Raw genomic sequence first — 25,277 nt, 5'->3', positions numbered from 1 at the left:
CTTAATATTCGATTATTTAATAATGGCCCTCGCAACCGCATTTTGAATAGCAGTGATTGTATTAGGGGGAATTATTAATTCGTCAGTGAGTAACGTCCCATCAAGGTCGATCGCCATCATTTTATATATAGAATCTCTCCTTGTAGAAACGCTTAATAACTAATTTCAAAATGGTTATCTTAGCCCCTCAAATAGCAATACTCTTGCAGGCGAAGCGTCTGTACCCATTAATTTTAATGGTGCTGCCACCATAAAGTATTGCCCTTGATCAATTTCCTTTAAGCGAAGTCCTTCTATTATGATGATGTTATTTGCAAATAACGTTTTATGTGTTGGATGCCCTTCTTGACTTCTTTCAATTCCAAGTGAATCAATTCCAACCCCTCGAATACCTACTTCAGAAAGATATTCTGCACCATCTTGTGCGAGAAAAATAAAATTAAAATTAAATGTTTCCTCAAATGAATTTTTCGTTTTTAGTAAAACAAAATCGCCCTTTTGAATGTCAAACCCTTCTAAGTCAGCTTTTGAAACTCCATTTTCCACTTCAGTTAAGTCGAATACTTTACACTGTCCTGTAAGATTGTCTAATGGAATCGTTTCAAACGTATCACCATCAGTGACCATGTGTAGAGGGGCATCGATATGTGTTCCTGTATGCACGTCGAAATCCAGCCGTGTCTCTGTCACATATCCATTTGTGATTGTATTTAATTTCGGTTGTTTTTCCGGTTTGTTCTTGTACACGGTCATTCCTTCATAAATTGCACCTGTTACATCATGCATTTTCATATTTAATCACCCCTTCCACTATTCAATATATTCTCTAGTTATAAAGCTATCCTCGCATGTTATTTGTCAGATTGTCTAGTGAAACTGCTTTGGTCTCTATAGGTATGAAACAAGGAAGTAAAGAGTATTCGTGCTCTTAGAACAAATTCAAAATAAACCTGAGTCTACATAACTTCAGACCCAGGTTTATTTGCAACTCTATTCTAAATTAGTATGTCTACCGTACATCACATCGGATTTTAATCCTTTTTTATCCATGAATCTTAATATCACTGCATCATAAAATAGAAGAAGCGATTGCTCAAACAGAGAGCCCATCGGTTGAATCGATTTTCCACTGGTGCCTTCCGCTTTTGCTTGAGCAGGTATTTCAATTTGAATGTCAGCCAACTTACCAATTGTAGAATCAGGATTAATGGTAACAGCTACTACTGTTGCACCAATGCTTTTCGCTTTTTTCGTCATAGCTGCCAGGCTCCCAGTCTCACCTGAACCAGAACCGACAATAAAGATATCACTCGGTTCTAGATTAGGTGTTACTGTTTCTCCTACAACATACGCATCAAGTCCAACATGCATCATGCGCATAACAAATGCCTTAGCCATGAAGCCGGATCGTCCTCCACCTGCAACAAAAATCTTTTTTGCACGTAAAATACATTCGACTACCTTTTCGGCATCCTCATCATTGATGAGTTCAAGAGTTCGCTTTAGCTCGGCCAGTATCTCATCTGTGTAGCCTTTTGTATTCATGTTACGCAATCACGCCTTCTTTGATTAGCTTTTGAATTTTTGCTGCTTCTGCTTTTTTATCTTCTTTACTTGTGATTCCACCACCAACAATGATTAAATCTGGTTGTGCTTTAATCACTTCCGGTAATGTCTCAAACTTGATTCCGCCAGCAATTGCAGTTTTCGCATTTTTTACAACGCTTTTAATTGTGCGTAGGTCTTCGAATGAATCTTTTCCTTCCGCTTGCAAATCATACCCTGTGTGTACACAGATATAATCAGCACCAAGCATATCAAGCTCTGCTGCACGTGTTTTGATGTCTTTCACAGCAATCATATCAACCAAGATTTTTTTACCTAATTTTTTTGCTGCTTCAACAGCACCTTTGATTGAAGAGTCTTCTGCTTGTGCAAGAATTGTAACTATGTCAGCACCTGCAGCTGCAGCATTAGAGACTTCATAACCTGCAGCATCCATGATTTTAACATCTGCAAGAACTTCTAGGTTAGGAAATGCAGCTTTAACAGCATCAACTGCTTTAAGACCTTCTTTATTGATTACTGGAGTTCCGATTTCAACGATATCAATATGATCCTCGACTTCTTTAATAAGTTCTAGGGCTTGTGGAATGTTAACTAAATCTAAAGCTAATTGTAATTTCATGTATGTTGTACTCCTTATATTCGTATTTTTGGTACAAACTTAGTGTAAGTTCTGCAATCGACTTTGTGAAGTACGCACTTTAAATTCATATACTGACAAAAAGTATACTGTAAACATTCTTTCCAATATAGGAGTGCCATGAATCTATATAATGTCTTCTTCTCACTCCAATATCTAGTCATGGGATAAAATTTCTTGGGAACGATGTGGGATCACAGGATGAACCCGAAAAGCTACTTCGCTTTCTTACCCTATATAAATTTAGTTAAGTTAAACGATACGGTTAAATATTTTCGTTTGCCGTATATTCTCCGCAAATGTCTCATTCGTTTTATTCTTCTCAACAAAAAAATTTAACATGACTAATCTTAGTCTCCTAAAAATGATGTAGTTATTATCGTATATTTGGCTTGCCACACATTTCGCTGGGCCTAATATTTATGGTTCCCCCCTCACACTCTAGTGGCAGGCAAGGATACCTTATCAATTCAATATCAACAACATTATTTAATATGTTTTTTCTTGAATTTTCAAAACAATATAGTTGACCATAACAGGACGAAAGCCCCCCAGTGAGAACCAAATTAATTTGAAGGTTTCAAAGTCAGTCAATTTCGTATCGTTAGTGCATTCTTGCTTATTCATTCCCCATATGCTCAAACAAAAGTATGCTTTTATACATTATTTGTCTTTCGAGTGCGTACTTACATAAATTGAATGCAGTCCGTATACTGAGAACTATTGCGATTATCATTCATGGTTTAAACAAAATACTGATTGTAAAGGTTGGTGGATATTGAATATGAATTACTGGAATACCGCAGTAGAATTTGATGTAAAAGATCAATTAATTGGATTCCAAGAAGAATGGTTCATACAAGACATGACATTCGTATTATTTGGAGCAACGGGAGACTTAGCACAACGAAAATTATTTCCTGCTTTATATAATTTATATCTTGATGGTAAATTACCCGATACCATTTCTATAGTTGGTTTAGGCAGAAACTATTGTTCAAACGAAGATTTTCAGTCCAAGGTGGAAAGAGCTCTTCATGCATACTCCAGAAGAGCTGTACAACCTTCTGGTCTGCAAGATTTTTTATCCGAATTTCGGTACTGTGCATTTGATGCGACAGACAAAGAATCCTATCACCATTTGCACGAACTCATTGAAAACAGAGAAATTGAGCTAGGAATTCCACAAAACCGACTATTCTATTTGTCTGTTGGACCAAGTCTGGTTGATGTTATTACGTCAAATCTTAATTCAAGTGGTATTTGCCAAAACAAAGGATGGAAGCGCCTCATCGTTGAAAAACCATTTGGAAGTGATCTAGAGACGGCAAGGCAATTAAATAAAAACTTGAGCAAAACTTTCAGTGAAGATGAAATCTACAGAATTGATCACTATCTAGGAAAACCAATGGTCCAAAATCTTGAAACCTTAGTTTTGGCCAATCCCGCACTGAAATCATTACTAGATCATAAACAAATTTCGAATGTCCAAATTACTGCAAGTGAAACGGTTGGGGTCGAAACTCGGGCTGATTATTACGATAAAGCAGGAGCCATTCGTGATATGGTTCAGAACCATCTTCTTCAGTTAGTGATGATGACAGCCATTTACCTCCCAGAGAAAATAACGTCAAATGAAATTCATGTTAAAAAGATGGAAATTATCGAATCTCTTCGACCACTCCTAAAAGAAAATGCATACAAGGATGTTGTCCGCGGTCAGTACGATTCTGGAGAGATTCAAGGTACTCCAGTATTTGGATATAAAGAAGAGCCCGGTGTTGATGGTTCCTCAAAAAATGATACTTATTTCGCGGCTCGCTTATATATTGATATTCCATCTTGGAGTGGAATTCCCTTTTATATACGCACGGGGAAAAGATTGGATCAGAAGTCTACACGGATTGTCATTGAGTTTAAGAACAAGATGAAAGATTCAGATGTGCTACAAGGAATCACTCCGAATTTATTGATCATCGAGATTAGTCCAAACGAAAATATTTCTTTACGGGTGAACATGAAAAATCCTTCTAGTAATCATTTTGAACCTGTTTGGATTAACTTCTCAACCAATTCGGAAAGTCAGCCGGAAGCATATGAACTTCTTCTATTTGATGCAATGCTCGGTAATGCTACCTTCTTCTCCCATTGGAAAGAAGTCGAATTATCGTGGGAGTGGATCCAACCGATATTAGAAGCATATCAGGAGAATCTGTTACCTTTATATTCCTATCCTGCAGGTTTAACTGGTCCAGAAGAAGCAAATCAGCTATTGCAATCCGATCAATTTAAGTGGTGGTAGAAAAACATAATAACAAAAGGTGATATGAGATATGACCGTTTCATTTGATTTCACCAATGTTTTATCATTCATGAAAAATAGTGAGTTGAAAATCTAAGTGAATTTGTAAAACAAGCGCATAACCAAATTCACCAACAAACAGGAGCAGGTTCTGATTACTTAGGATGGGTTAACTCGAAACTTACATACGACAAAGAGGAATTTGACAGAGTGAAGCTAGCTGCTAAACGAATTCAACAACAGTCAGACGCGCTAATCGCTATTGGTATTGGAGGTTCTTATCTAGGGTCAAAGGCAGCAATAGAGGCTTTATCCCATACGTTTCATAAGCAAGTCAAAGGAAATACGGAAGTTTATTTTGCTGGACATAATATTAGCTCGACCTATATCGAACATTTACTTCAAGTATTAGAGGGCAAAAACATTTCTATTAATGTTATTTCCATGTCAGGTACAACGACCGAGCCTGCTTTAGTATTCCGTATTTTCCGTACATTTATGGAGAAGAAGTATGGGAAAGAAGAAGCAAGGAATCGAATTTATATGACGACCGATCAGAGCAAGGGTGCCCTTCGGAATCTGGCGGTCGAAGAAGGTTACGAAACGTTTTTTATTCCGGACAACATAGGTGGACGCTACTCAGTTCTGACGACTGTTGGCTTACTTCCAATGGCAGTAGCCGGTCTTAATATTGACCAAGTGATGGAAGGGGCAAAAGCTGCCTATCACAAATACAATAATCCCGTTCTTGCTACAAATGAAAGTTACCAATACGTTGCAGTAAGAAATATTTTCTATAATAAGGGAAAGTCAATTGAATTGTTTGTAAGCTATGAGCCTCGTCTACTCTTTGTAGCAGAATGGTGGAAACAGCTTTTCGGAGAAAGTGAAGGGAAGGATGGAAAAGGCCACTTCCCCGCTTCAGTTAACTTCTCAACGGATTTACATTCGATGGGTAAGTACGTACAAGAAGGACGTCGTCTTTTCATAGAAACAGTTCTACAGGTAAAAAATTCTTCAATCGAACGCATCATTTAAGAGGATATCGACAATATTGACGAAGTACTTGATTAAACCGACTATGTTCAAGAGAATCCTTCCCAAAGTAACCCAAGTGCATATGTAGAAAAAGTGTTAGAACCTATAAAGGAAAAATATGCTATGTATTTACCTTTGGAGTACCCTTTTTTATCATCAACAGAGGTTGATAAGTTTGAAGATAACATTATTAAGCTTTTACAAAACGAAGAGAAAATTAATGTGTATATAAAAGAAGCACTAATAAAATCAGCAGAATTGCTACCAGGTGAAGACAAAAACATTTATGTTATGCCACTTAGACCTGAGGATAGGTTTGTAGTTGAAGAAATGGAGGGTGTAGCTGATATAACGTATGGCGAAAACACAATATTTATCCAAATAGACACATCTTATAATGAAAAATTGTTAAAATATACGGTCGCTCATGAATATCACCATGCAATAAATACACAGCTCAATGGTGATATGGCGAATTATTCAATTTTGCATTCAATTACTTCAGAAGGAAAAGCCAATTCGTTTGCTACTATTGTTTATCCTGATATAAATGCTCCGTGGACTGAACCATACCAAAAGAATCCGAGGAAAAGGTGCTCGAGAGTTTAAAGGAAACAGCTGATTCAACTTCTCCGAAAATATACATGGAATTCTTTAATGGGAAATCTTCAAAAGGAATTCCATTAAGGTCGAATTATAAAATAGGCTATCTAATTACTCAAAATTATATTGAAAAAAATCCAGATGTTCCAATTGTAAAATGGACAAGGCTTCTCTCAAAAGACCTATTTCAAGGTAGTGAATATGAAAATTTATTAAAGTAGTATTGATAAGATCCAAAATGCTCAGAGAAATATTCTGAGCATTTTCTAAACTTCTCATTCCCTACTCAATAGCTAGAGTTATATACTATTTTCGTTAAGGATTTATATAGGAATTGCTCTACTGCTCACACATTTTCCCTCCTTTTCAAACGAATTCTTTGACTTCTATTATCGTTGTAACTATAATGATTACATCGAGAGGGTGACTTGTATGAAAAAATTTAGCAGCCGTTATTCCATTGCTGTCCATATTTTATCGCTAGTTGCATTAAGTCCAACTTCATGTACTTCCGATTTCATTGCTGAAAGCGTCAATACGAACCCTGTCATTATTCGCCGTATTATTGGCATGTTGAAGAAAGCTGGGTTGGTCCATGTACGTGCCGGTGCAGGAGGTACCTATTTACAAAAGGGACTTGATGAGATTACTTTACTTGATGTGTATAGAGCAGTTGAAGTTGCAGACAATGGAGATATTTTTAATTTTCATGATGAAACCAATCCAAAGTGTCCAGTAGGCGCAAATATTGAGTCTGTTTTTCGGACAAAGATGTTGCAAGCACAATCTGCCATGGAGCACGAATTGGCTCAAGTTACACTCAAACAATTGGTGTCTGAACTAAAAGAGAAAACCGGCTCTATTTAGAGCTATTTTTTCCATACTCGTTGTAACAATATTGGTTACACTAAAACCTCTTGAAATAATCTGCAAATAGAAGGGTAGGAATTTTATATGTCAATCGTTATTACTGGTGCAACAGGTCATTATGGAAACCGTGTCATTCAAGAACTATTAAAAACTATTCCTGCAAGTGAAATTATCGCTAGCGTTCGCAATGTAGAAAAAGCTGATGCACTTGCCGAACTGGGAGTAGAAGTTCGTCATGGCGATTACATGGACTACGAGTCGATGAAAACATCGTTTGAAGATGCTTCAAAAGTTCTTTTTGTTTCAGGACCGGATTCAGATAATACTCTTCGTATTCGTCAACATGCAAATGTCGTCCAAGCTGCACGAGATGCTGGTGTAAAACACATAGTTTACACAGGTTATGCATTTGGTGAAACATCCCAAATCGATCTTGCACACGTCCATATGGCAACAGAGTATGCAATTCGTTCAACTGGCGTACCCTATACATTCTTGCGTAATTCACTATATTCAGATGTATTCATTGATGAAAGCTTAGCTGGATCAGTAGCAACTGGTGAATTAGTAACAAACACAGGTGATGGCAAACTAAATGCCGTAAGCCGTGAAGATCTTGCATTAGCTGCTGCTGCTGTATTAACGGGAGAAGGACATGAAAATAAATCATACAACCTTGTCAACCCATCACCTTGGACTTTCGATGAGCTAGCAGAAGTTGTTTCAGATGTTTCAGGTAAACAAGTTTCACATAAAAAGGTATCATTTGATGAAATGAAAGATTATCTTGGCGATGTTGGATTACCTGCACCAGTAGCTGAACTAATTGCAGGTATTTACCATACTGTTGCAGCTGGGGAAACGGGGAAAACTTCAAATGATTTGACAAATCTTATCGGACAACCAACGCCATTGAAAAAATTGGTTCAACAAGCATTGAAAGCATAAATTCAAGAATAAATTTGGTCCTTTTCGGAAATAAACAACTTGTGACCAATTAAAAATACGGATAATACTGGAGGCTATTTCATGTCATTACAAGGAAAACGTGTTGTTGTTGTCGGTGGTACTTCAGGGATCGGATTGGCTACTGCCAAAGCATTTTTAGATGAATCTGCTCAAGTAGTAGTTGCCAGCCGTTCTTCTTCCAAGTTCAATGAGGCAAAAAATTTGTTGGGCCAAGATGTAGAAGGATATGAGCTAGATTTTCGTAACGATGAGAGTGTAGCTAACTTCTTTAAGAATGTGGGGAATTTTGATCACTTGGTAGTAACTGCAGGCGAAGGAACAATGGGGCTATTTAAAGAGGTGCCAATTGAAAGAGCGAAAGAAGCATTCGACAGTAAGTTCTGGGGTCAATATGCTACGGCTCTTGCAGCACTCCCTTACTTGAATGATGCGAGTTCTATCACGCTTACATCAGGTGTTTATGGTCAACGCCCACCTCAAGGAGCATCTACATTAGCAGCAATTAATTCTGCAGTTGATGGTTTAGTAAGAGGACTTGCTATTGAGCTATCACCAATGCGCGTAAATGTTGTATCACCTGGTATTGTAAATACACCGATATACGCAGGAATGCCAGAAGCTCAACGTGAAGGCATGTTCAAAGGAATTGCTGAACAACTTCCTGTGAAACGCATTGCACAACCTGAAGACATCGCGCAATCTTACGTTTACTTAGCAAAAAACGGATTTACTACTGGATCTGTTGTTGATATTGATGGTGGTGCACGATTAATTTAATTAATATGGTAGCATTCCTTTTTGGAGGAATGCTTTTTTTTCGCAAAATCTTCCCTCTGCTTGCTACTGCGTTTTTTTTCTTATAACAAGTGAGTATCATAGGTATCGTTTCTTCAATATTGCCCTCCGAATCGGAGAAGTAGTCCGTATACACAATCACCTCTGGTACCCGGATCTTGTTGTATATCGCCTTTCCTCACGATTCCATGCCATAGAACTCGACTTGATTCTCGTCCTCGCATTTCATGCAATAATGCCAAACGTCTCCAATACGGAAATCAACGTTACACACTGGCATTCCCCAGCCTCTCGGTCCCCACCAGTGCTTCAAGTGCTACTCTTCAGAAAAGCCTGGAACACCAACTCTCTGGGAGCATTGAATATGCGCTCCAGTGTTAGGGTCTTGTCTTCCACCTTGGAACTGATTTGATTCTTCATGTACTTTCCTCCTTAATTATGAATAAACTTTCAACACTATTCTAAAGTTCCAATTTAACTTTCTTCAGTACCTGAAATACATTATAAAAAGATGCATATATATTACACATTCTGCGAACATATCATTTTTTCCTTCTACAAATCTTTCTTATTGACTACCCTAATAGCACCAATTTTCATAGCTTACTTTTTTATTTAATAAATCATGTAAATCCTAGAAAAGTATCCTCGTACTCTTAATCTTTTTGCTGTTGTGTGTTTCGTGCTTAACTCCAATATCTCTGATTCATTCCACAAAATATCTAGGCATCACCTTTTGGGACATACGGATATATATACTATATACTCCATGAACATCGAACACTTGACTCGTATTATGAAAGAAAAGGCCAATCATCCGTTCAGTGAACGGATGAAAGACCTTCTAAGAAATTAATTAAATTGTATTACCGAGAAAAACAATGTCAACAAAATGTCAACAACCGAAACCCTTATATCTAAAGAGCTTTTTCTCTTTATTACATCATGCCGCCCATAAGTCCTTTGTGTTGTAACATGTTTAACTAGAATTAATATAAGTTGATTATCATGCGACATACAAACGTTTTGCTGGATTTGTACTGCAACATCTTTAATACTAAATAATAGCTTTTCACTGGATTACGTTACTCTTTTGTTACCCCATTTAATATCAAGCCTGCCTTTGATGCCAGGCTTTTAATATGGATTGACGAAAAGTAGAAGAACTTTTAAGACCGTATTTTTTACCTTATAAAATAACTGCAGTTTTATAGCATTTTATGCGATTGCAAAGCCAAAGCCTTTAAAATCAATGATTCATATGTCTGCCTATTTCATACAACAACATACAATTTCAATAGCTCATAGATATTTCATATTTAAAAGGCATTACGATTCACATACGCTGACGGGCAATATTGTGTAAAAATGTTGGTAGAAAATAAAAATAAAAAGTGCTTTAAATTGTGTTGTCACATGTCACACAATCAAAATAACCTAGCTAAATAATAGCTAGGTTATTTTGATCATATAGCAATTCCATGTAATAACAAGTCAATTTGTTTCGAATTTAATACGGTATTATATAGTTCCTCATTTAGCTGTTGATATACGTTCATTGATATTTGACGAACGTCACTTTCCTTAGAAAATTGAACGAATTGACATGAATTCAAATCAAAGTTCGTACCATCAAATTCTAATGTAAGATATCGTTCTGAGTTGTCACCAACACATGCTAGCAGATCAAATAGAACTTTACCTGTTACCAGGTTATTCTTTATATCAAATTCGAGTAAAGTTATTTGTTCCATATTTTCTAAAGGATCTAAATAGGAAGTAGCCACTACCATACAAGGATAATGACTGATTACTTTGTCTAACTTTACCAGCGTATATCTTGTCATGACTACTCCCTCCTTCTAAATAAACTAAACTAAAAAATACCATACTAATCAAGTGAAATCAACTATTTATAATAATTATTAACAATCATGAAAACATCTGTAATATATCCTGTTGCTTCATCTAACCTTTCAACCATTCTCGTTCTATCTTGCCCTAATGGATTATCAATATTCCCCCAATGGAATAATGAGTGTCGGTTATTTTTGAAGAAATTATACGCTTTCTCAACATATTCTTTTTGATTTGATGTGAATTTATAATCAAATTCAGGATGTAGTATGTACCTTTTATTCCCTGTTTCCGTACACGTAAACATACTGAACTTTCCTTTTTCTAATTCTATTTGTTTTTCCTTCATAATGTACTTGAGGTGACCTTCAAGTAACCTTAATGCTGGAAACGCTAGAAAACTATAATCAAACATTTCATCATTAACCTTCAGGTTCATTATTGCTTGATAAGATAATCGCTTAATCTTATCATTCAACTTATCAGCTGCATCTGGTAAATATAAAGTTAATTCCTCTTTGATTGATTCTTTTGTAATACCAGTAGCAACATTTAACTGTTGATTCATTATTTTCGGAATTTCCTCAACATCAATTAACGTCATTAAATAAGTATATGTTTCTGAAAATAGTTTTAATGGTTTACCTTGAACCATAGCTTTTTGTCTTTTAAAAAAATAGCTAATTGTCACTCTTTCCCCTGTTGTCGAATGTAATATCCACTGTTCCCCGCCAGGAATTATTTTTTTCGATTCTTCAAAGACGCCATCAATAGCTTTTATTAAATCTAATACAACATTAAAATCTTCATATTTCACATTTTCAAATGTAAACCAAGGTTTGTCTAAACCGCTAATTTCTTTATCTTGACAAATAGGTGAGTTCAATATAAAATTTGCCAATTCTTCCTTTATTGCATTTGTACCACCAGGTGTTAAATCAATTGTAGTACTTCCATCCTTATTAAAATGAAAATCAATTTTATGATTTATTCCACCATATGTAAATTCAATTCTATTTCTTGTACCATTCATATGTCTTAATTCGTAACATCTATATTCTTCTTCCTTTGCGGAAAAGAATGCAATTACCGTTGTTTCAATTTGATCTTGAAATAAGTTTAGTTGTCCATATTTTGGTTTAGTTACCATTATTTTATTCACCTTCTATTATTATTTTTTTATTTAGTGTGTAGTCTGATTGTTTTTCACTCAAATTAAGTTCCAAAATAAATGTGCTTAAATCAAAGTATGCTTCTATTTGTAAATCTGAAATTTTTCTTTTTTCCTTTTTCCAGAAATATTTAGCAATTTTAATTATTGCATTATCATTTATAATCAAATCTTTATATTTAATTTTCACTTTATCTTCATCTATTTCGCCAATAATCTTATAAAAATCTGTTAGGCTTAATTTATCAGCCTCTGCATTAGTGAGGATTTCACTAATAACTGATTTTCTGTCATTATTCTCTGTTTCAACATTATATATTGCGGACTTAGCTAGTTGGTCAGCTAATTCATTGAATGTATCTCCAGAATGCGCCTTTACTTTAACAAAGTTTATGCTAATTTCCTTTTTTAATTGATTTAATTTTGATACATAATTCTTAGTTGTTTTCTTATTAGCTTTCCATTCTCCGCTATACCATTTTTCGAGACCTTCATAATCGTAGAATATGTTTACGATTGGATATTTATTTTTTATAGCCCATTCAACTGCGCAAAGCACACCAGCAATTTCAGCTGAAACATTCCATAAATCCTCATCTTTATCAATTGGAGCCTCTTTTGCTACTGTATGTACAGCAATTTCCTTTAGAACAAAAACACAACCAAATCCTGCTTTTTTTAGTTTTTTAGAATAGCTACCGTCTACATAAATATGCAACTCATCTTTTCCAATTGTTTTGCTTGAAGATTCATTACCTTTTAAAAATTCTTCTGCTTCCCCTTTTGTTGCAAATGATTTATATCTAGCTCCACTAAATCCCTTCACCTGTTGTTCACACTCTGCCCAGGTGGTAAATATGCCTGCTTTTCTACCTGATTTTACAGCATAAAATTTCTCCATTAAATCATATCCTAACTACATGATATTTTTAATAAAAATTCGGTATATTATTATTCTTAGTTTTATAATACATTTATAACTAAATTTTTCCAAGTTAAATTTCACAGACACTAGTGACTATTTTAAAAAAGAGAAAAAAGAGCATAAGGGGAATGAAAAAGCCGAAGTGCAAGATAAGGTTATTCAAGAACGAATTCACTCATGCAGCCCCCTTTCGTTTTGGTAATACAAGCGTAGTACAATACATTGATTTCTTATCATCGATAATACAACGGTATTACACTGCTTCACCAACTTGACGAAGAATCTCTAAAAATAGTGGAGATAGTTGAATTAGAACATAGCCTAACCCGCATTCATTATGGTTTGCCATTCCTTTTCGCTATTTCCTATCATAAAGAAGAAACATCCGCCAATCATAATGACACTTGCTATCGTAAAACTGATTGCTACCATAATTTGAACTATTGGATCTAATACATTAGCAAGCATTTCTAACGATGAATCTGCTATAAATCCAGTAGGAATCATTTCGGGTGTGGAGGTCATTTCAATTGGTTTGGTTGGTGGTTATGCTATTACATTCACAGGTGCGGTTACGGGGATAAATCTAGAGGTATTTGTTACAGATAATCGGTTTATGTTAAGTCCTACAATTACTGTGGTTGGAACAATCGATACTGCAACTACTGTTCTCTTGGTTGCATATTGATCACCTTTCGACGGTCCGAGAAATTCGTGTATTCACTTTAAGGAACAACTTCTATTTTGTGTTTCTTTTTAAACACGCTTCATCCTCCTTGACGGAAACCTAATCCAGCACCAAGACGAGCTATTTGGCTCATATATGTTTGGCATTCCTCTTTTAACTGCCTTTCCTCTCTAGTAACCGCTTCAATAGGATTCAGTTCTCCAACTTCATCTATTATGATAAAATACCTTTCTTTAATGTTTGCCTCCTGCACATTCTTTTTACCTATCATTCTTAAACGACATTGAACACTTCTCATTTGTTCATAAGCAAGTTGGAGTGTTGTTATGCTTCTTCTGGTTCATACGCAATAGAGACAGTTTGTTTGATGTTCTCGTAGTCGCAAAGCTCGACCCCACCTTTTAGGTCGATTAAAAAGAGTTTCACGTTAACAGGTTGGCTTTGTAGTAAACTGGTGATCATTGAATTGATGAAATTACTTTTTCCATAACGTGTAGCTCCACCTAAAACCATGTGTTGTATTTTCTCAAAGTCATGAACCTAAATGTATTTTTATCTCGTGTAACCCCTACAGGCACTTTCCAACCTTCTCCCACACGGAAAGCAACTTTTGTTGGTAAATGCTCATTGTAGACTTTCAAAGTTAATAGTCCATCAAATGAAAGCTCTAATTCTTTCTTTTCGATCAGTTAGTGAATCCCATATTCAATTGACAGTTTCAATATAAGATGTTGATATGTTGTTGGAAATGTCGGGTGTTTGGTCCAGTTCAGAAAGAGCTATGCTTGAAATGGCATACAATGTTTTACAGGACATAATCTTTATATAGATGAGGATGGAGCACAATAGACCACATCATATATTCACTGGATAGCGAAAACACAAAGATTGTCATTGATGCAATAGCTCAAAAATATCTGTAAACAAATAAATCCCCGTGCATTTTCCGATACACGGGGTTTCTTGCAGGTTTTTTACTGTATTATAATACCCGTTTGTAATAACACGATTATAGGAGGAATAACCATTGGAAAATACACCGCCATTAAAGTCATTGAAAATGGAAAGAATTTATGTTTGTTTGTGGGACGATGAAAATTTAGTAAGCAGTAATAATCATGCAGTAGGTCTTGCGGAAATGCCAACAGATAGAAAATTAGCAAGGTTTAAAGAAGTCGCTTTGATTGATCCTGATTTTATCGCTTTTTCTGATGTTGGTGAAGTATTGATATTCGAGGACATGGAATTTATCGTTTTGGAAAATAATAAAGCTGAAATGAGCGACGAGTGTATAGAAGAAGAAGGTTATTGATATTAATGTTATTTTAGGGATTTGCTTAGTCCTTATAGTAGGTCTTGGAATGGTTATGTTATCAACTCTCATATGGGGTGTTATTTTGTGGTTTATATTTAAAGTAGCATCAGCATTTTATTGGATTATAAAGAAAATAGGAAAGTAGGATAAAAGCATCTTTATTTTTTTGTTTTTTCAATTGCTCAATGTAATCGTCATTTGTGACTCCACATTCAATTATTACTTTAACCTTTTCGCGTAGTTCTATTTCGAGTTTGTTGTCAGTTTTAATCCAAGCAAGTTACTCATTAAGTTTATTAAGTGGTGACATTCGATTTCCCCCTGGTTATATATTTTATAAAACGATTCTTACATCTCATTTGAATTCTACAAGAAAATGGGAAAACCTTTATAAATCGTTCAGCGTAATACGACATTTACAACTTTTTTCTATTCATAGTCTAAAACGGTATCATTTGATCACCTCATTGCATATCTTGGTACCAGTACCGAGATTGTAGAGATAATACCGTCCTTAGAAAAAGAGCCTTTTCCTCATTGGAATTGGCTCTTTTTTCTATTACTTATTATTACTTTTTATCAATGTACAAGCATTTTATTTAATCTGCCTACATAGGATGTAAAAAGTGATAAAAAGTAATAAAGGAGGAAATCACAATCGACGCAAAAAAAGAAACAATCAACATTCAAGCAAAACTTAATCCTGAAATTGATTCAGACCTAATTGAAGGCATCAGAAAAATTCCCAAACGTGATAGATCCCGCACATATCGAGAAGCTTTACGTTTCTTTTTCAAACATCTAAAGAAAATGGAGGAAAATGATTGAACGCAACTATTATTGATTGGACTACTTCTTTTCCTATTAAAGAAGATAATACTGCTTATAAATGTGAAGAATTCAAGAAAACAACTTTCACACAAAGAGCTACTTTTGCTTTATCATCAGCTTCTCTTTTTGCCTACTCAACTTTAAATGGCGGAATCGCACACGCTAATACTTCTGTTAATGAAGTTATTCCTTCAACATTTGAGCCTGTAAAAGACTTGATTCTTTCATTAGCTGAGCCACTATGTTGGATTATGTTTGCGTGGGGATGTATTGAGGTTATCTGTAAACGTCCTTCATCTGGATTAGACCGCATGAAATATGCTGCAATTGGATTTATTGGTATTCAATTAATTCCTGTAATGATGAACGTTATTAAAACGGCTGCTCCCCAATGAGCACGATCATTAAATGGGACTTCATTCCACTTGAATATGAATACAAAAGAGCTGATTATATTTGGGAAATGCCTCCCCCATTAGCAGAAAGACCGACTCCATTCATTAACGAGTGGAGTCCACCAATAGAAGTTGCACATGTGCCACTAGAATGGACTCAAGTTGTTGTAGCTGATCCAATGCCACCAATTGAACCAATACAATTAGAAGGATCACCTGAGCCTATTGAAATTTGGGATATTCCTACACCATCTGATTTACTTGAGAGCCATATGCAAAGAGCAGTAAATAAAGCATTTGAAAACTTTGGACAATACATTGGTGAGGCATTTGTTCAATTAGGAAAAGGTTTTGGTTTGTGGATTCTTAAAGTTATGCCTGATACCTTTGGACTGATTGCTATGATTCTTTGTCTTGGGGGTATTATGTCCATTCCAAGAACAGGAAAATGGGCTGTGATTTCAGTGTCGCTTGCTGTTATTTTTGAAATTTTAAGGAGGTTGACCATTTGAATGAAATAAAAGTTGGTGAATTAACAATTAAAACTGGAAAAGGTGAACAGATTAAAACAGTTGTAAAAAAGGAGCCTAATACAAAAAGTAGCTATATAACGCTAAGAATAATTCCTGACAGAACAGTATTGAATAATAGGAATCACGACTTTATGAGATCCATTCACGACTTCTACAAAGGTTATCGCAAACGGTTAAGCTTTACTGAAAAGGAAATCGAGTTAACAACTCCACTCCGTTTCTTTTGGGACATATTGCTAACTTCTAAAGATATAGCTTTCTATTGTACAATTCCATCTGGAAAGGAGTCATTTGTTAGGCAACAGATTGAAATAGTTTGGGGAAATGCAACAATTCAAAAGGAACATATTACGCATCTTAAAGTGACAAATAATCTTGAAGTGTGTGAAATGGGATTGTCACGACATAACATTTTTTCGTTAAAAGTTGATAAACGAGTTGAACATGAACCACTTGGATCACTGTTAATGGGGACAAAGGAATTGAAAGAAGATGACTTTGCTAGGATTCAGATTGTATGCCAACCAGTTAATCGTTTGTCATGGCAGGATACTGCAGATAAGGCGCATAAGAAGTTTAAATCAGGAAAAGTACCGAGTCGCATAAAAATATCGAAGAAAGATGCATTACTTGCTAGTGGTAACGGAATCTTATTTGCAATGGATCAGGCTACAGACGCTATTGACGTCATTTTAGATTCACTCGCAGGAAAAGCAAGCGCTAGAGATAAGGAAATACGCGATAAAAGTCGCAAAGAGGACTCTATCGACATCGAAAAACGCATGATATTAATTGACGGTGAATTAAAGACCGCCACACATCGTAAGAAGAAAGACCCGACATTTAAGACATGGATACGCATAGTGGCTGGTTCTAAGGACGCAGGAAGACGTCAAAGTATTATTATGTCACTATCGAACGGCTACCATGACCTCACCGCAGACAATGAACTAGAACGAGTTGAACTATCACGTAAAGCACAGCTACGCACCCTATCCGAAATCCTACACTTCTCACCTTCCACAAAAACCACACTCAATCCTAATGCAATGATTCTTTCAAATAATGAACTTGGGCGATTGATTGAGCTACCTTCTGCTTATTTACAAGACACCTATGATTTTCAAAATGTTAACCGTCGTGAGGTACAAATTCCAAACGTATTACGGTCAGGCATACCTTGGGGACTCGTCCGCCATAAGGGTACAAAGGAAATTGTTCACATTCCCATTAAAGACTACGGCTTATTGTGTCGGCCACAAGTAGTATTAGGGAAAATGGGAACAGGAAAAACCAATCAAGGCATGCAAATGGGACACCTGTTCCCTACTTTCGGATTCACTTCAATACTCGTGGACACCGCAGACGGTGATTTAATCCAGGACGCAATCAATCGCCTTCCTGGTGACTTTCCTGAGTCACATATCATTGATTTAGATTTTGGCAATCTTGCCATGCTCCCTGCATCTGATTGGAGCGAAATCACTTCAGATATGCAGCTAAGTGGTGGAGATTGGACAGAAGTCGAAGTAAACAGACGTATGGCTTCAAATAAACTATCTGGTGTACTCATTGATTTCTTAAATAAACTCGCTACAAATGAAACCACTGACAATATGGAGCGCTACCTTTCAGCAGTTGCAAAAGGGATACTCACTAATCCCAATCGTGGAATTATGGAGGTTATTCTATGCCTTACAAATGACGAATACAGAGAAAATGTTTTGAAGAACTTTAATATTAATGATCCCATCGTGTTCGGAACTATCCAAGAACTACATGAAATGTCACAAGACACGAGAGCACAAACTGTACGTTTTATCATGACGCGTATGAATGTACTCCTTTCAAGCGATTACATGAGAAATTCCATCTTACAAACGCCAAAGGTTGGCCCTGATGGTAAACCTCTAATAAATATACGTAAATGGATTGACGGAAACTTATTAACGAATCCTAAATATGGCGGTGCATATTTTGTAGGAATCCGTATTCCTAAGAGCATTTTAGGTGAAACAGGTATTGACAGATTCGCAGCTTTTTGGGATGCAAAAATATGGCTTGCAGCATTATCCCGCTATGACGTTCCAAGCGTTAAAGGCTGTCATGGTAAACCATTTATATATATTAGGGATGAACCGCATCAAACTCCATCGTCTTTCAAGATTCACAATGACGCATGTCGAGAAGCACGTAAATGGGGCATGAAGAATATCTGGATGGCTCATAAGTTAGAGGATTTTGAATTCATGAAGAAAACTCTTAAAGATGCTGGTGCTCAGTTCTCTATATTTTCTACGTCTAAAGAAACGGTTAAATCGTTAAAGGAGGAACTTGCTCCTTTTACGGAAGAAGAACTCTTTAAGATTCCTGAAAAACGTGTCTGTGTTAGTAAATTTGCTGAAAGTGACGAGGCGTTTTTATGTGAAACGATTAAGTCTCCACTCGTCAAGGATCGAAGTTACATGCGGAAACAATGTGCAGAAACATACGGCAGACCGTTACACGAAGTCGAGAAGGAAATATTTGATAAGACGAGGGTTTTGTATTCACAGGATAAATCAAAAAAACGCCTAAATCGCAAATGACTAATGAGATATATAAGTCTATAGATTCATGTCAATCGTTTAACTAAACAATGAGATGTGCAAATCAAATAATCTAAAAGGGAGATGTCCATTGAGGCGCAAAAGTCATGTGAATGGCCAAAAGCATTGTTCCTCTTGCGATGAATGGAAGCCTGCTGATACTCGTTTCTTTACACTTAAATCAAACAGATGGGATAAACTTAACCCAAACTGTAAAGAGTGCAACAAATTGTACGCTGAACGAACAAAGGAAGCAAAAAAAATGAGTGGAGCAAAACGATACATCGAAAAAAAAGAATATATTACATCTTATAATATGAAGTGGCAAAAAGAAAATCTTGATAAAGTTAAAATAATCAGTCGGCGGTTTGCTAAGACCGATAAAGGAAAATTATTAAGATTAATGGCTCAACAAAGGCGTGATGCACGTAAAAAGGCTTTAATAGCCGATTTGACCACCCTACAGTGGCATGAAACAATCGAGTACTTCAATGGTTGCTGCGCATATTGCGGAAAAGACGGCTACTTAACACAAGATCATTTCATACCATTATCGAAAATGGGAATCTACAGCAAAAAGAATATAATTCCTGCTTGTGAATCATGTAATTTGAGGAAGAATACAAAAGATTTCATAATTTGGTATACAGAATATGAACACTTTTCATTTAATCGGAAACAAAAGATACTACGTTTTATTGAAGAATTTAAATAACGGATAGTATAGTTTAGAGATGCCCTACTCGGAAATGAGTAGGGCATTTCATATGTGCTTTCCGGCAAACAGAGGAAGGAAACCCTTCTATTTCAACATAAAAAATACACCTCATTGGGTGTTGTCAATGTTGCTTATCATGTTCCTACTGTGCAACTAAAAAAAGCCTTCATTAATGGCAGTTAATGAATCAATAATTGACATTAAATTTGTTTTAGCCTGTGTCTAACAGTACACAATATGATCATACTGTTAATTAAAAAAGCCAACAGCGACGATTTGTTGGCTTTTCAAATGTTAATCAACTATTTCATTATCGTTCCACATAACATTAATCCATTCGTCATTAAACTTTTGATTTCCATGACCTCTAAGATTTAAAGAACATTTATTATTAACATAATCTATATCTACCACTGAAAGGATCTCGTGGTACAATCCAGTTCCTCTTAGGAGAATTGATTCATGGTTTTCTATTTCTGTTGGTTGCTTTCTCACCAAGTATTTATTATCTTTTGTTTTAATTAGTACTCTATTGTTGCAATGAATGCACTTCCACTCTTCAACATCATCTCTTGTATTTTCCTTTCCACAATATCTACAAGAGTATGTTTCGCCCTCAAACCTTTGATTTACTTTCTTCATCATAATAATCCCTCCCAATAGGAAAATTATACCACGACTATAACTAATTGCACCGCTGATAGTTGTGTTTTTTGTTACTAATAAATTAGCCCAGTTTAATCTTGTTACGGTTGGGTTCTGTCTTCTAGGTGTAGCGTTACCACTACACAAAATTAACCAATATATGGATATTGGTTATAAGGTTTGAAAATGTGAATTTTAAAAATTTAGCGGAAGGACGTATATACAAGAGGAAGCGAAGTGAAACGCGACAGCCCTCCACTTGTAAACTAAGCTGATTCCTTTATGTTTATTTCAATTTCTTCTTCAACTAAACACCCGTTAGTTAAAGAAGAATTATTCATTCAATCTTAAGAGGAATACTTTCAAAGCTTCTCTACTTGAATCTTCTAGCATGCCCTGTTAAGTCAGCCGGTTCTTCAACTAAGCACTCGTAAGTTTAAGTGAAGCTCTTCACATTGTTACACAAAAAAAAGTAAAGTCGAACAAAACACAAACACTTATTTTAAAGGCTTCTTGATGAGATGCTTCCACTCTTGTGGCAATTCATATATTTTTAATTGTTTGTATCTTTCAAAGAACACACTGTTCGCACCGCCCCCTGATACTGGTCCTTCTAATCTAAAGGTTATTTGTCCATCTACTACCGGTACTTTTTCACCTACAAAACCTGTTACTTCAACAATTATCCTAAATTCAAAGTTATCGATATGACCAACCCTGTCGACTTTCACAATACGCATCAATGGTGGTGACGTATTTAAGTATTGTGTTAATGACTCTTCAGATTCGTAATGGCTATTGATGGCTTCATAAACATAAGGACTAATAAATCGTACCGTTACATCGCTATATAGTTCATTTTTAATAGGTTGATCCTCTAAGAACTGTGCATTTGTTTGAATTGTATTATTTTCATAGACCACTTCTTTATATGTAAAGAAAAGAAAAGAAAAAAAGAAAAAAAACATAATAAATTTCTTCATAAAAAATACTCCCTTCAACTTCAACTACGGATAGTTTGTCTGAAAAGGAGATAATTAAACACCACTGATTTTTTAAAGACTTTATAACAATTCTGCCCCATTAGTTCAATAAGAAAAAAAGCTTAACTCCTTATTGAAGTAAAGCACCCGTTAGTTGAATAAGCATAAAATTCCCGACGCCAATCATTAACAGATTGAAGCCTTAATCATTTCAATTTCCCCATTTTCTCCGTCAACAGAATCAATACCCTGTTCACAATTTTCTTCATTTTTCCACTCAACTATATAGTTATTTTTTTTTAGTTCTATTGAACGTATTTTGACCTTGCCGATGTGTCCAGTGTGATGTTCGATAACACTGGATTTCGCCTGTTCTTCTGATACTTTTAATTCTGCACTATTACAACCACTTACAATAAACATCAGTAAGACAAACATAGTAGAAACTATTTTCTTCATTTTTCTCCCCCCTAACCACTTAGACTTTAATTTTATTATCAAGGTTTCAAATAATTCCTTGTTAAACTAAACTGCCCCGTTAGTTCAATAAAAAAAGGCTTTACTCTTTTTCGAAGTAAAGCACCTCTTTAGGTTTATTCCCTCGAACTTTTAAATAAATATATTCCAACAGAACCAAATACACTGGTTGTAGCAATTACAGTGACAGCAAATATAATTTCTGAAGTTGAATGAGGTCTATTAGTCAGCAAACTAAACCAGAATAGCTCAATAAATAAAATAAGCCCCCATAATATAAAGAATGCTTTCAATATATCATTTTTCATACTATCACCATCCCCAAAAAATAATAATCCATCTTCAACTAACCTGCTGCGTTGGTTTAAGTACATTTATTCACAATCTCTATATTTATTCTAAAATTTATAATTCATTTTTAATGTTTGCTTTACTAAGTGTTTAGCCCTTTTATCTTCAAATAGATCGTTGGCTTCGGTACGCCTGTTAGCTTCACGATGTCAGCGACACTCATACCGTTCGTTTCTCTGTTTGCCATCATTTCTAGTGCTTGCTGCACTTTCTTTTCAGGCTGCCCGGTCCGTCCCATATGCTTACCTGATGCTTTTGCACGTTCCCGCCCTTCGCTTGTTCTTTCTACAATGATGTCACGCTCAAACTGTGCAAAGCTCCCCAGGATGTTGAACATTAGCTTGTTAAGACTTGTGTTATCTTTGCCGGCTCCAAAGGTGATGTTATCTCTAAGGAATACGACACTTACCCCTTTGTCATTCATTTCAGAAACAATCTTGTTTAAGTCAATGATGCTTCGGGCCAGACGATCAATCTTAGTGACGATTACAGTATCACCTTCCCGGACGTATTCGAGCAATTCCATTAGTTGAATGCGATTCTTTGTGCTTGTGCCTGTCACTTTCTCCACAAACCACTTCTCACACCCAGCTTCTTTTAACGCTTCTATTTGCGCCGTTAAATCTTGACCATCGCTTGAGACACGGCCATAACCAATTTTCTTACTCACTCTTCTTCTCCTGTCTATAAGTTAATAATGTTTTGTACTACAGATTATATACAAACTTATAGACAGATATTCCTGCTATTATGAACTAAATATCCGATGTTTTAATGAGGGTCTATTTCTTAACACTTTTAGACGTAAAAGGTCCGACATTATATTCAAACTTTTTTAAATCTCAATTTTACAGGACAACATAAAAAAGAGGCAAGGCATTTAGCCTTCCTCTCATACTCTGCTCGACTGTATTACTGCAGGAGGTACTATTGTGTCCAGTAGTTCCCATTCTTCATGTAACCAACGCAAATTTGATTGCAGTTAACGTTAAGAGATTAACCTTGTGTCCTATAGAATTCATCGATGAAGTCATAACTGCTTGAGGAGTAGCTTGACCTTAGCGATATTTTCTCCTGCTGAAAATAGTTAATACGACAATAACTCCTTTCCCCTTGCTAAATAAACTGGTTTATCCATCTTGATTACCGTAATGGTATTCCTTTTAACTTTCTGTAATTGTGTAGGGTGGTTCGGCTAATATTAAATTCTTTTAAGATATCATTTGTACTGTATTGCTCGTCTAAATACCATTCGGCAACCTTATCGATTAATGCCTTATTTGGATGAATTTTTTCACGTTTATGCAATTCACATGTTCTTGAACAACTAAGAATCGAATTTCTTTCCAGTGCATAGTGAGGTTTTTCCGTTATAACTCCACACTTACACATTGTTTCTACAAATAATCGTATCTGTTTACCTTCGCTTCTCCTACCAATTACTTTTGTAACGGTTAGATTCCCAAACACTTTTCCCACTATGCAACTGTTAAGTAGTTCGTCTATTTTTCCACCACTTTTAAGGAAATCTTCAGCATCGTCTTGAGAGATCACCCAAATATTATCAAGATCCTGGTAGGCTCCTTTTATTTTCCCCTGGACGATAAGTATTCTAACAATTTCGGGGTACTCTCTTAGTAGTAAGCCTAGTTTGGATATTGAATAAATTTTCTTCCTTACAGTTTTTTCTTCATTAATTAGACTGAGTAACATTGGTTTGATGGAATGCAAATGTAATTGTAATTCCCTCGTATCGTATTCTGGTAATTGTTCTAAATAAGATTCAAATTGGTCTAAGGTGTTATTTCCATACAAATAGGAATCATGAAAACGATTATGACAAGAATGGCATAATGGTACGCCATTTTGTAAATTGTATCTTACATTATCATATTCGTTGAACCCATATAAGTGGTGGGAGACTTCAATGGGATTAATCTGACAAACGGCACAGATACTCCCGGTTTTTTTAACTCCTCTAAACCAACGTTTATATAAAGCATCTGTTCTTCCTTCGTAGTTTTCAATGCTTTTTCCATGAACATAAAAAGGGTTATTTTCCCCCTTGGAAAAGTCCGATTTACAAACAGAGCAAACAAAAGCTTTGTTTTTCTTATAATCTTCAATGTCGGATTTAAACAAATTGTTAATCCAAGTCGTATGTTTATGATTGTGTTTACAGATGATATCGAGAGTTTGTTTAGTCTTAAGGTTTTTAAGCTGCTCCTCATTTACTATGATAAAACCTAGTTCCCTTTGATACATGAATAGCTTTTCCAAAAGATGTTGCGATCGACATTGGCTACATTTTCCTTGCCTATAAATAATTTTTGATGGTTTCCTAAATTCTTTGTGTCCACAATCAACCCATGTTCCTTCAATATCATGATGTATACCCTTCCATTTATCCGGGTGAATCTCAAAGCCTAATGAAAACAATTCATCTGCTGCTTCAGTTGGTTTTCGTATCACAATTTTCTTTATTGGATTGGTGGTATTTAGACAAAGATTACATCGGCATCTCAATTGAATATTCCCACTAAAGTGTGTTCTACTTACATTCCATGACGATCCATTTGGACAAACAACGGAATATGTTTGATTAGCTTTTGTATAGTCGGAAAAATGAAACATAGGAATATAACGTTCCTTTATTAGTTGTTTAGTAAATTCTTCATACGCTTTTTTTCGTTGCGAATAGTTAAAACAATTAACACACTTATTATTTTGATTTTTGATTTTTGATGGTGAAAGTTTCCTTGTGTGTCCGTTGTGGCAAAGAACAGCAACAGTTGTTGCACCATTCACCACTTCACCAATTCTTTTCCATTCAGGAAGATACATATTAAGTTCGATATCGAAGGTCTCATTTGTCCATTTTTTCTTTAATCCCACTCTTTTCACATCCTAGTCAAAGCTGGTACTGTTTATTGTATGCTTGGAATTCCGAAGTCATGGTCGAAAGAAATCTATCTATCTATATAGTCATTAGGAGTTGTGTCGACCAACAGCATACA

27 protein-coding genes and 2 pseudogenes are annotated in these 25,277 nt (G+C 35.6%); 13 read left to right on the top strand and 16 right to left on the bottom strand.

Annotated features, from left to right (window positions below; genetic code table 11):
* Positions 1-174: 174 nt before the first annotated feature.
* The 3 genes from GY23_RS17145 to hxlA form a co-directional block, all read right to left on the bottom strand.
* Positions 175-792 (bottom strand): cyclase family protein, encoded by a 618-nt coding sequence (locus GY23_RS17145; RefSeq protein ID WP_075620405.1) that lies wholly within the window; start codon positions 790-792, stop codon positions 175-177.
* A 198-nt stretch (positions 793-990) separates the two neighbouring features.
* Positions 991-1,545, bottom strand: coding sequence for a 6-phospho-3-hexuloisomerase (hxlB, locus tag GY23_RS17140; RefSeq protein WP_075620415.1), 555 nt, complete (start codon positions 1,543-1,545; stop codon positions 991-993).
* 1 nt (position 1,546) lies between these two features.
* Positions 1,547-2,188 (bottom strand): 3-hexulose-6-phosphate synthase, encoded by a 642-nt coding sequence (gene hxlA / locus GY23_RS17135; RefSeq protein ID WP_075620404.1) that lies wholly within the window; start codon positions 2,186-2,188, stop codon positions 1,547-1,549.
* A gap of 874 nt (positions 2,189-3,062) precedes the next feature.
* Here hxlA and zwf point away from each other — a divergent pair.
* From zwf to GY23_RS17100, 7 genes and pseudogenes are all read left to right on the top strand, one after another.
* Positions 3,063-4,508: a glucose-6-phosphate dehydrogenase gene (gene zwf / locus GY23_RS17130; RefSeq protein ID WP_139311145.1), complete on the top strand. Its 1,446-nt coding sequence runs from the start codon at positions 3,063-3,065 to the stop codon at positions 4,506-4,508.
* Between the two features lie 31 nt (positions 4,509-4,539).
* Positions 4,540-5,543: pseudogene (locus GY23_RS17125) on the top strand (glucose-6-phosphate isomerase); the annotation flags it as partial.
* Positions 5,544-5,639: 96 nt separating this feature from the next.
* On the top strand, positions 5,640-6,155 hold the full coding sequence (locus GY23_RS17120; protein WP_211270700.1) for a DUF2268 domain-containing putative Zn-dependent protease: 516 nt from the start codon (positions 5,640-5,642) through the stop codon (positions 6,153-6,155).
* Entirely contained in the window at positions 6,140-6,370 is a 231-nt protein-coding gene (locus tag GY23_RS17115; RefSeq protein WP_075620402.1) for a DUF2268 domain-containing putative Zn-dependent protease, read from the top strand. The genes GY23_RS17120 and GY23_RS17115 overlap by 16 nt, the downstream gene beginning before the upstream one ends.
* A 211-nt stretch (positions 6,371-6,581) precedes the next feature.
* Positions 6,582-7,016: an Rrf2 family transcriptional regulator gene (locus GY23_RS17110; protein ID WP_075620401.1), complete on the top strand. Its 435-nt coding sequence runs from the start codon at positions 6,582-6,584 to the stop codon at positions 7,014-7,016.
* A gap of 87 nt (positions 7,017-7,103) precedes the next feature.
* Positions 7,104-7,967 (top strand): SDR family oxidoreductase, encoded by an 864-nt coding sequence (locus tag GY23_RS17105; protein WP_075620400.1) that lies wholly within the window; start codon positions 7,104-7,106, stop codon positions 7,965-7,967.
* 81 nt (positions 7,968-8,048) lie between these two features.
* Positions 8,049-8,765: an SDR family oxidoreductase gene (locus tag GY23_RS17100; RefSeq protein ID WP_075620399.1), complete on the top strand. Its 717-nt coding sequence runs from the start codon at positions 8,049-8,051 to the stop codon at positions 8,763-8,765.
* Positions 8,766-8,865: 100 nt separating this feature from the next.
* Here the strand turns inward: GY23_RS17100 and GY23_RS17095 are convergent.
* The 5 genes and pseudogenes from GY23_RS17095 to GY23_RS18380 all read right to left on the bottom strand — a co-directional run.
* A pseudogene (locus GY23_RS17095) lies at positions 8,866-9,203 on the bottom strand (SRPBCC domain-containing protein); the annotation flags it as partial.
* Between the two features lie 1,046 nt (positions 9,204-10,249).
* On the bottom strand, positions 10,250-10,630 hold the full coding sequence (locus GY23_RS17090) for a type II toxin-antitoxin system RnlB family antitoxin (protein ID WP_075620398.1): 381 nt from the start codon (positions 10,628-10,630) through the stop codon (positions 10,250-10,252).
* Between the two features lie 62 nt (positions 10,631-10,692).
* Entirely contained in the window at positions 10,693-11,790 is a 1,098-nt protein-coding gene (locus tag GY23_RS17085) for an RNase LS family HEPN domain-containing protein (protein ID WP_075620397.1), read from the bottom strand.
* Positions 11,791-11,794: 4 nt separating this feature from the next.
* On the bottom strand, positions 11,795-12,712 hold the full coding sequence (locus tag GY23_RS17080; RefSeq protein WP_075620396.1) for a ribonuclease H1 domain-containing protein: 918 nt from the start codon (positions 12,710-12,712) through the stop codon (positions 11,795-11,797).
* A gap of 345 nt (positions 12,713-13,057) precedes the next feature.
* The gene (locus tag GY23_RS18380) at positions 13,058-13,261 is read right to left on the bottom strand and encodes a hypothetical protein (protein ID WP_161487625.1); all 204 of its coding nucleotides are present in this window, start codon (positions 13,259-13,261) and stop codon (positions 13,058-13,060) included.
* A 10-nt stretch (positions 13,262-13,271) separates the two neighbouring features.
* Between GY23_RS18380 and GY23_RS18375 the strand changes: the two genes are divergently transcribed.
* Positions 13,272-13,424, top strand: coding sequence for a hypothetical protein (locus tag GY23_RS18375; RefSeq protein WP_211270699.1), 153 nt, complete (start codon positions 13,272-13,274; stop codon positions 13,422-13,424).
* A 79-nt stretch (positions 13,425-13,503) separates the two neighbouring features.
* On the opposite strand, the gene GY23_RS18880 is transcribed toward GY23_RS18375, so the two are convergent.
* Both GY23_RS18880 and GY23_RS18875 read right to left on the bottom strand, forming a co-directional pair.
* Complete coding sequence (locus GY23_RS18880) at positions 13,504-13,695, bottom strand: hypothetical protein (protein WP_075620395.1); 192 nt, start codon at positions 13,693-13,695, stop codon at positions 13,504-13,506.
* Positions 13,696-13,748: 53 nt separating this feature from the next.
* The gene (locus GY23_RS18875; protein WP_075620394.1) at positions 13,749-13,937 is read right to left on the bottom strand and encodes an FtsK/SpoIIIE domain-containing protein; all 189 of its coding nucleotides are present in this window, start codon (positions 13,935-13,937) and stop codon (positions 13,749-13,751) included.
* Positions 13,938-14,451: 514 nt separating this feature from the next.
* On the opposite strand from GY23_RS18875, the gene GY23_RS17065 reads away from it, so the two are divergent.
* From GY23_RS17065 to GY23_RS17045, 5 genes are all read left to right on the top strand, one after another.
* The gene (locus GY23_RS17065) at positions 14,452-14,736 is read left to right on the top strand and encodes a hypothetical protein (RefSeq protein WP_075620393.1); all 285 of its coding nucleotides are present in this window, start codon (positions 14,452-14,454) and stop codon (positions 14,734-14,736) included.
* An 827-nt stretch (positions 14,737-15,563) separates the two neighbouring features.
* Positions 15,564-15,965, top strand: a complete 402-nt coding sequence (locus GY23_RS17060; RefSeq protein ID WP_075620392.1) for a hypothetical protein — start codon at positions 15,564-15,566, stop codon at positions 15,963-15,965.
* Complete coding sequence (locus GY23_RS17055; RefSeq protein WP_075620391.1) at positions 15,962-16,477, top strand: hypothetical protein; 516 nt, start codon at positions 15,962-15,964, stop codon at positions 16,475-16,477. The genes GY23_RS17060 and GY23_RS17055 overlap by 4 nt, the downstream gene beginning before the upstream one ends.
* Positions 16,474-19,086 carry a hypothetical protein gene (locus tag GY23_RS17050; protein ID WP_075620390.1) on the top strand — a complete coding sequence of 871 codons (2,613 nt, stop codon included), beginning with the start codon at positions 16,474-16,476 and terminating at the stop codon, positions 19,084-19,086. The genes GY23_RS17055 and GY23_RS17050 overlap by 4 nt, the downstream gene beginning before the upstream one ends.
* Before the next feature lie 262 nt (positions 19,087-19,348).
* Complete coding sequence (locus GY23_RS17045) at positions 19,349-19,801, top strand: HNH endonuclease (RefSeq protein WP_161487623.1); 453 nt, start codon at positions 19,349-19,351, stop codon at positions 19,799-19,801.
* A 297-nt stretch (positions 19,802-20,098) separates the two neighbouring features.
* Here GY23_RS17045 and GY23_RS17040 read toward each other — a convergent pair whose 3' ends face one another.
* The 6 genes from GY23_RS17040 to GY23_RS17015 form a co-directional block, all read right to left on the bottom strand.
* The gene (locus GY23_RS17040; protein ID WP_075620388.1) at positions 20,099-20,449 is read right to left on the bottom strand and encodes a hypothetical protein; all 351 of its coding nucleotides are present in this window, start codon (positions 20,447-20,449) and stop codon (positions 20,099-20,101) included.
* A gap of 497 nt (positions 20,450-20,946) precedes the next feature.
* Positions 20,947-21,432 (bottom strand): DUF3888 domain-containing protein, encoded by a 486-nt coding sequence (locus GY23_RS17035; protein WP_075620387.1) that lies wholly within the window; start codon positions 21,430-21,432, stop codon positions 20,947-20,949.
* Between the two features lie 186 nt (positions 21,433-21,618).
* Positions 21,619-21,891: a hypothetical protein gene (locus GY23_RS17030; protein ID WP_075620386.1), complete on the bottom strand. Its 273-nt coding sequence runs from the start codon at positions 21,889-21,891 to the stop codon at positions 21,619-21,621.
* A gap of 134 nt (positions 21,892-22,025) precedes the next feature.
* The gene (locus tag GY23_RS17025) at positions 22,026-22,283 is read right to left on the bottom strand and encodes a hypothetical protein (RefSeq protein ID WP_075620385.1); all 258 of its coding nucleotides are present in this window, start codon (positions 22,281-22,283) and stop codon (positions 22,026-22,028) included.
* Positions 22,284-22,342: 59 nt separating this feature from the next.
* A complete protein-coding gene (locus GY23_RS17020) occupies positions 22,343-22,930 on the bottom strand; it encodes a recombinase family protein (protein ID WP_075620384.1) in 588 nt (195 codons plus the stop codon).
* A gap of 473 nt (positions 22,931-23,403) precedes the next feature.
* Complete coding sequence (locus tag GY23_RS17015; RefSeq protein WP_075620383.1) at positions 23,404-25,155, bottom strand: hypothetical protein; 1,752 nt, start codon at positions 25,153-25,155, stop codon at positions 23,404-23,406.
* Positions 25,156-25,277 lie beyond the last annotated feature (122 nt).

It is taken from the genome of Paenisporosarcina indica (assembly GCF_001939075.1).
Taxonomy (GTDB): Bacteria; Bacillota; Bacilli; order Bacillales_A; family Planococcaceae; genus Paenisporosarcina; species Paenisporosarcina indica.
Note: the sequence above shows the minus strand (reverse complement) of the source record. Positions and strands in the feature narration are given on the sequence as shown.

Coding starts and splice junctions, on each gene's coding strand:
- GY23_RS17145 (WP_075620405.1), bottom strand. CDS start 792: ATGAAAATGCATGATGTAACAGGTGCAATTTATGAAGGAATGACCGTG.
- GY23_RS18380 (WP_161487625.1), bottom strand. CDS start 13,261: ATGACCTCCACACCCGAAATGATTCCTACTGGATTTATAGCAGATTCA.
- GY23_RS17100 (WP_075620399.1), top strand. CDS start 8,049: ATGTCATTACAAGGAAAACGTGTTGTTGTTGTCGGTGGTACTTCAGGG.
- GY23_RS17035 (WP_075620387.1), bottom strand. CDS start 21,432: ATGAAGAAATTTATTATGTTTTTTTTCTTTTTTTCTTTTCTTTTCTTT.
- GY23_RS17085 (WP_075620397.1), bottom strand. CDS start 11,790: ATGGTAACTAAACCAAAATATGGACAACTAAACTTATTTCAAGATCAA.
- GY23_RS17090 (WP_075620398.1), bottom strand. CDS start 10,630: ATGACAAGATATACGCTGGTAAAGTTAGACAAAGTAATCAGTCATTAT.
- GY23_RS17080 (WP_075620396.1), bottom strand. CDS start 12,712: ATGGAGAAATTTTATGCTGTAAAATCAGGTAGAAAAGCAGGCATATTT.
- hxlB (WP_075620415.1), bottom strand. CDS start 1,545: ATGAATACAAAAGGCTACACAGATGAGATACTGGCCGAGCTAAAGCGA.
- GY23_RS17040 (WP_075620388.1), bottom strand. CDS start 20,449: ATGATGAAGAAAGTAAATCAAAGGTTTGAGGGCGAAACATACTCTTGT.
- GY23_RS17030 (WP_075620386.1), bottom strand. CDS start 21,891: ATGAAGAAAATAGTTTCTACTATGTTTGTCTTACTGATGTTTATTGTA.
- GY23_RS17055 (WP_075620391.1), top strand. CDS start 15,962: ATGAGCACGATCATTAAATGGGACTTCATTCCACTTGAATATGAATAC.
- GY23_RS17105 (WP_075620400.1), top strand. CDS start 7,104: ATGTCAATCGTTATTACTGGTGCAACAGGTCATTATGGAAACCGTGTC.
- GY23_RS18880 (WP_075620395.1), bottom strand. CDS start 13,695: ATGATAGGTAAAAAGAATGTGCAGGAGGCAAACATTAAAGAAAGGTAT.
- hxlA (WP_075620404.1), bottom strand. CDS start 2,188: ATGAAATTACAATTAGCTTTAGATTTAGTTAACATTCCACAAGCCCTA.
- GY23_RS17045 (WP_161487623.1), top strand. CDS start 19,349: ATGAGTGGAGCAAAACGATACATCGAAAAAAAAGAATATATTACATCT.
- GY23_RS17025 (WP_075620385.1), bottom strand. CDS start 22,283: ATGTACTTAAACCAACGCAGCAGGTTAGTTGAAGATGGATTATTATTT.
- GY23_RS17110 (WP_075620401.1), top strand. CDS start 6,582: ATGAAAAAATTTAGCAGCCGTTATTCCATTGCTGTCCATATTTTATCG.
- GY23_RS18875 (WP_075620394.1), bottom strand. CDS start 13,937: ATGGTTTTAGGTGGAGCTACACGTTATGGAAAAAGTAATTTCATCAAT.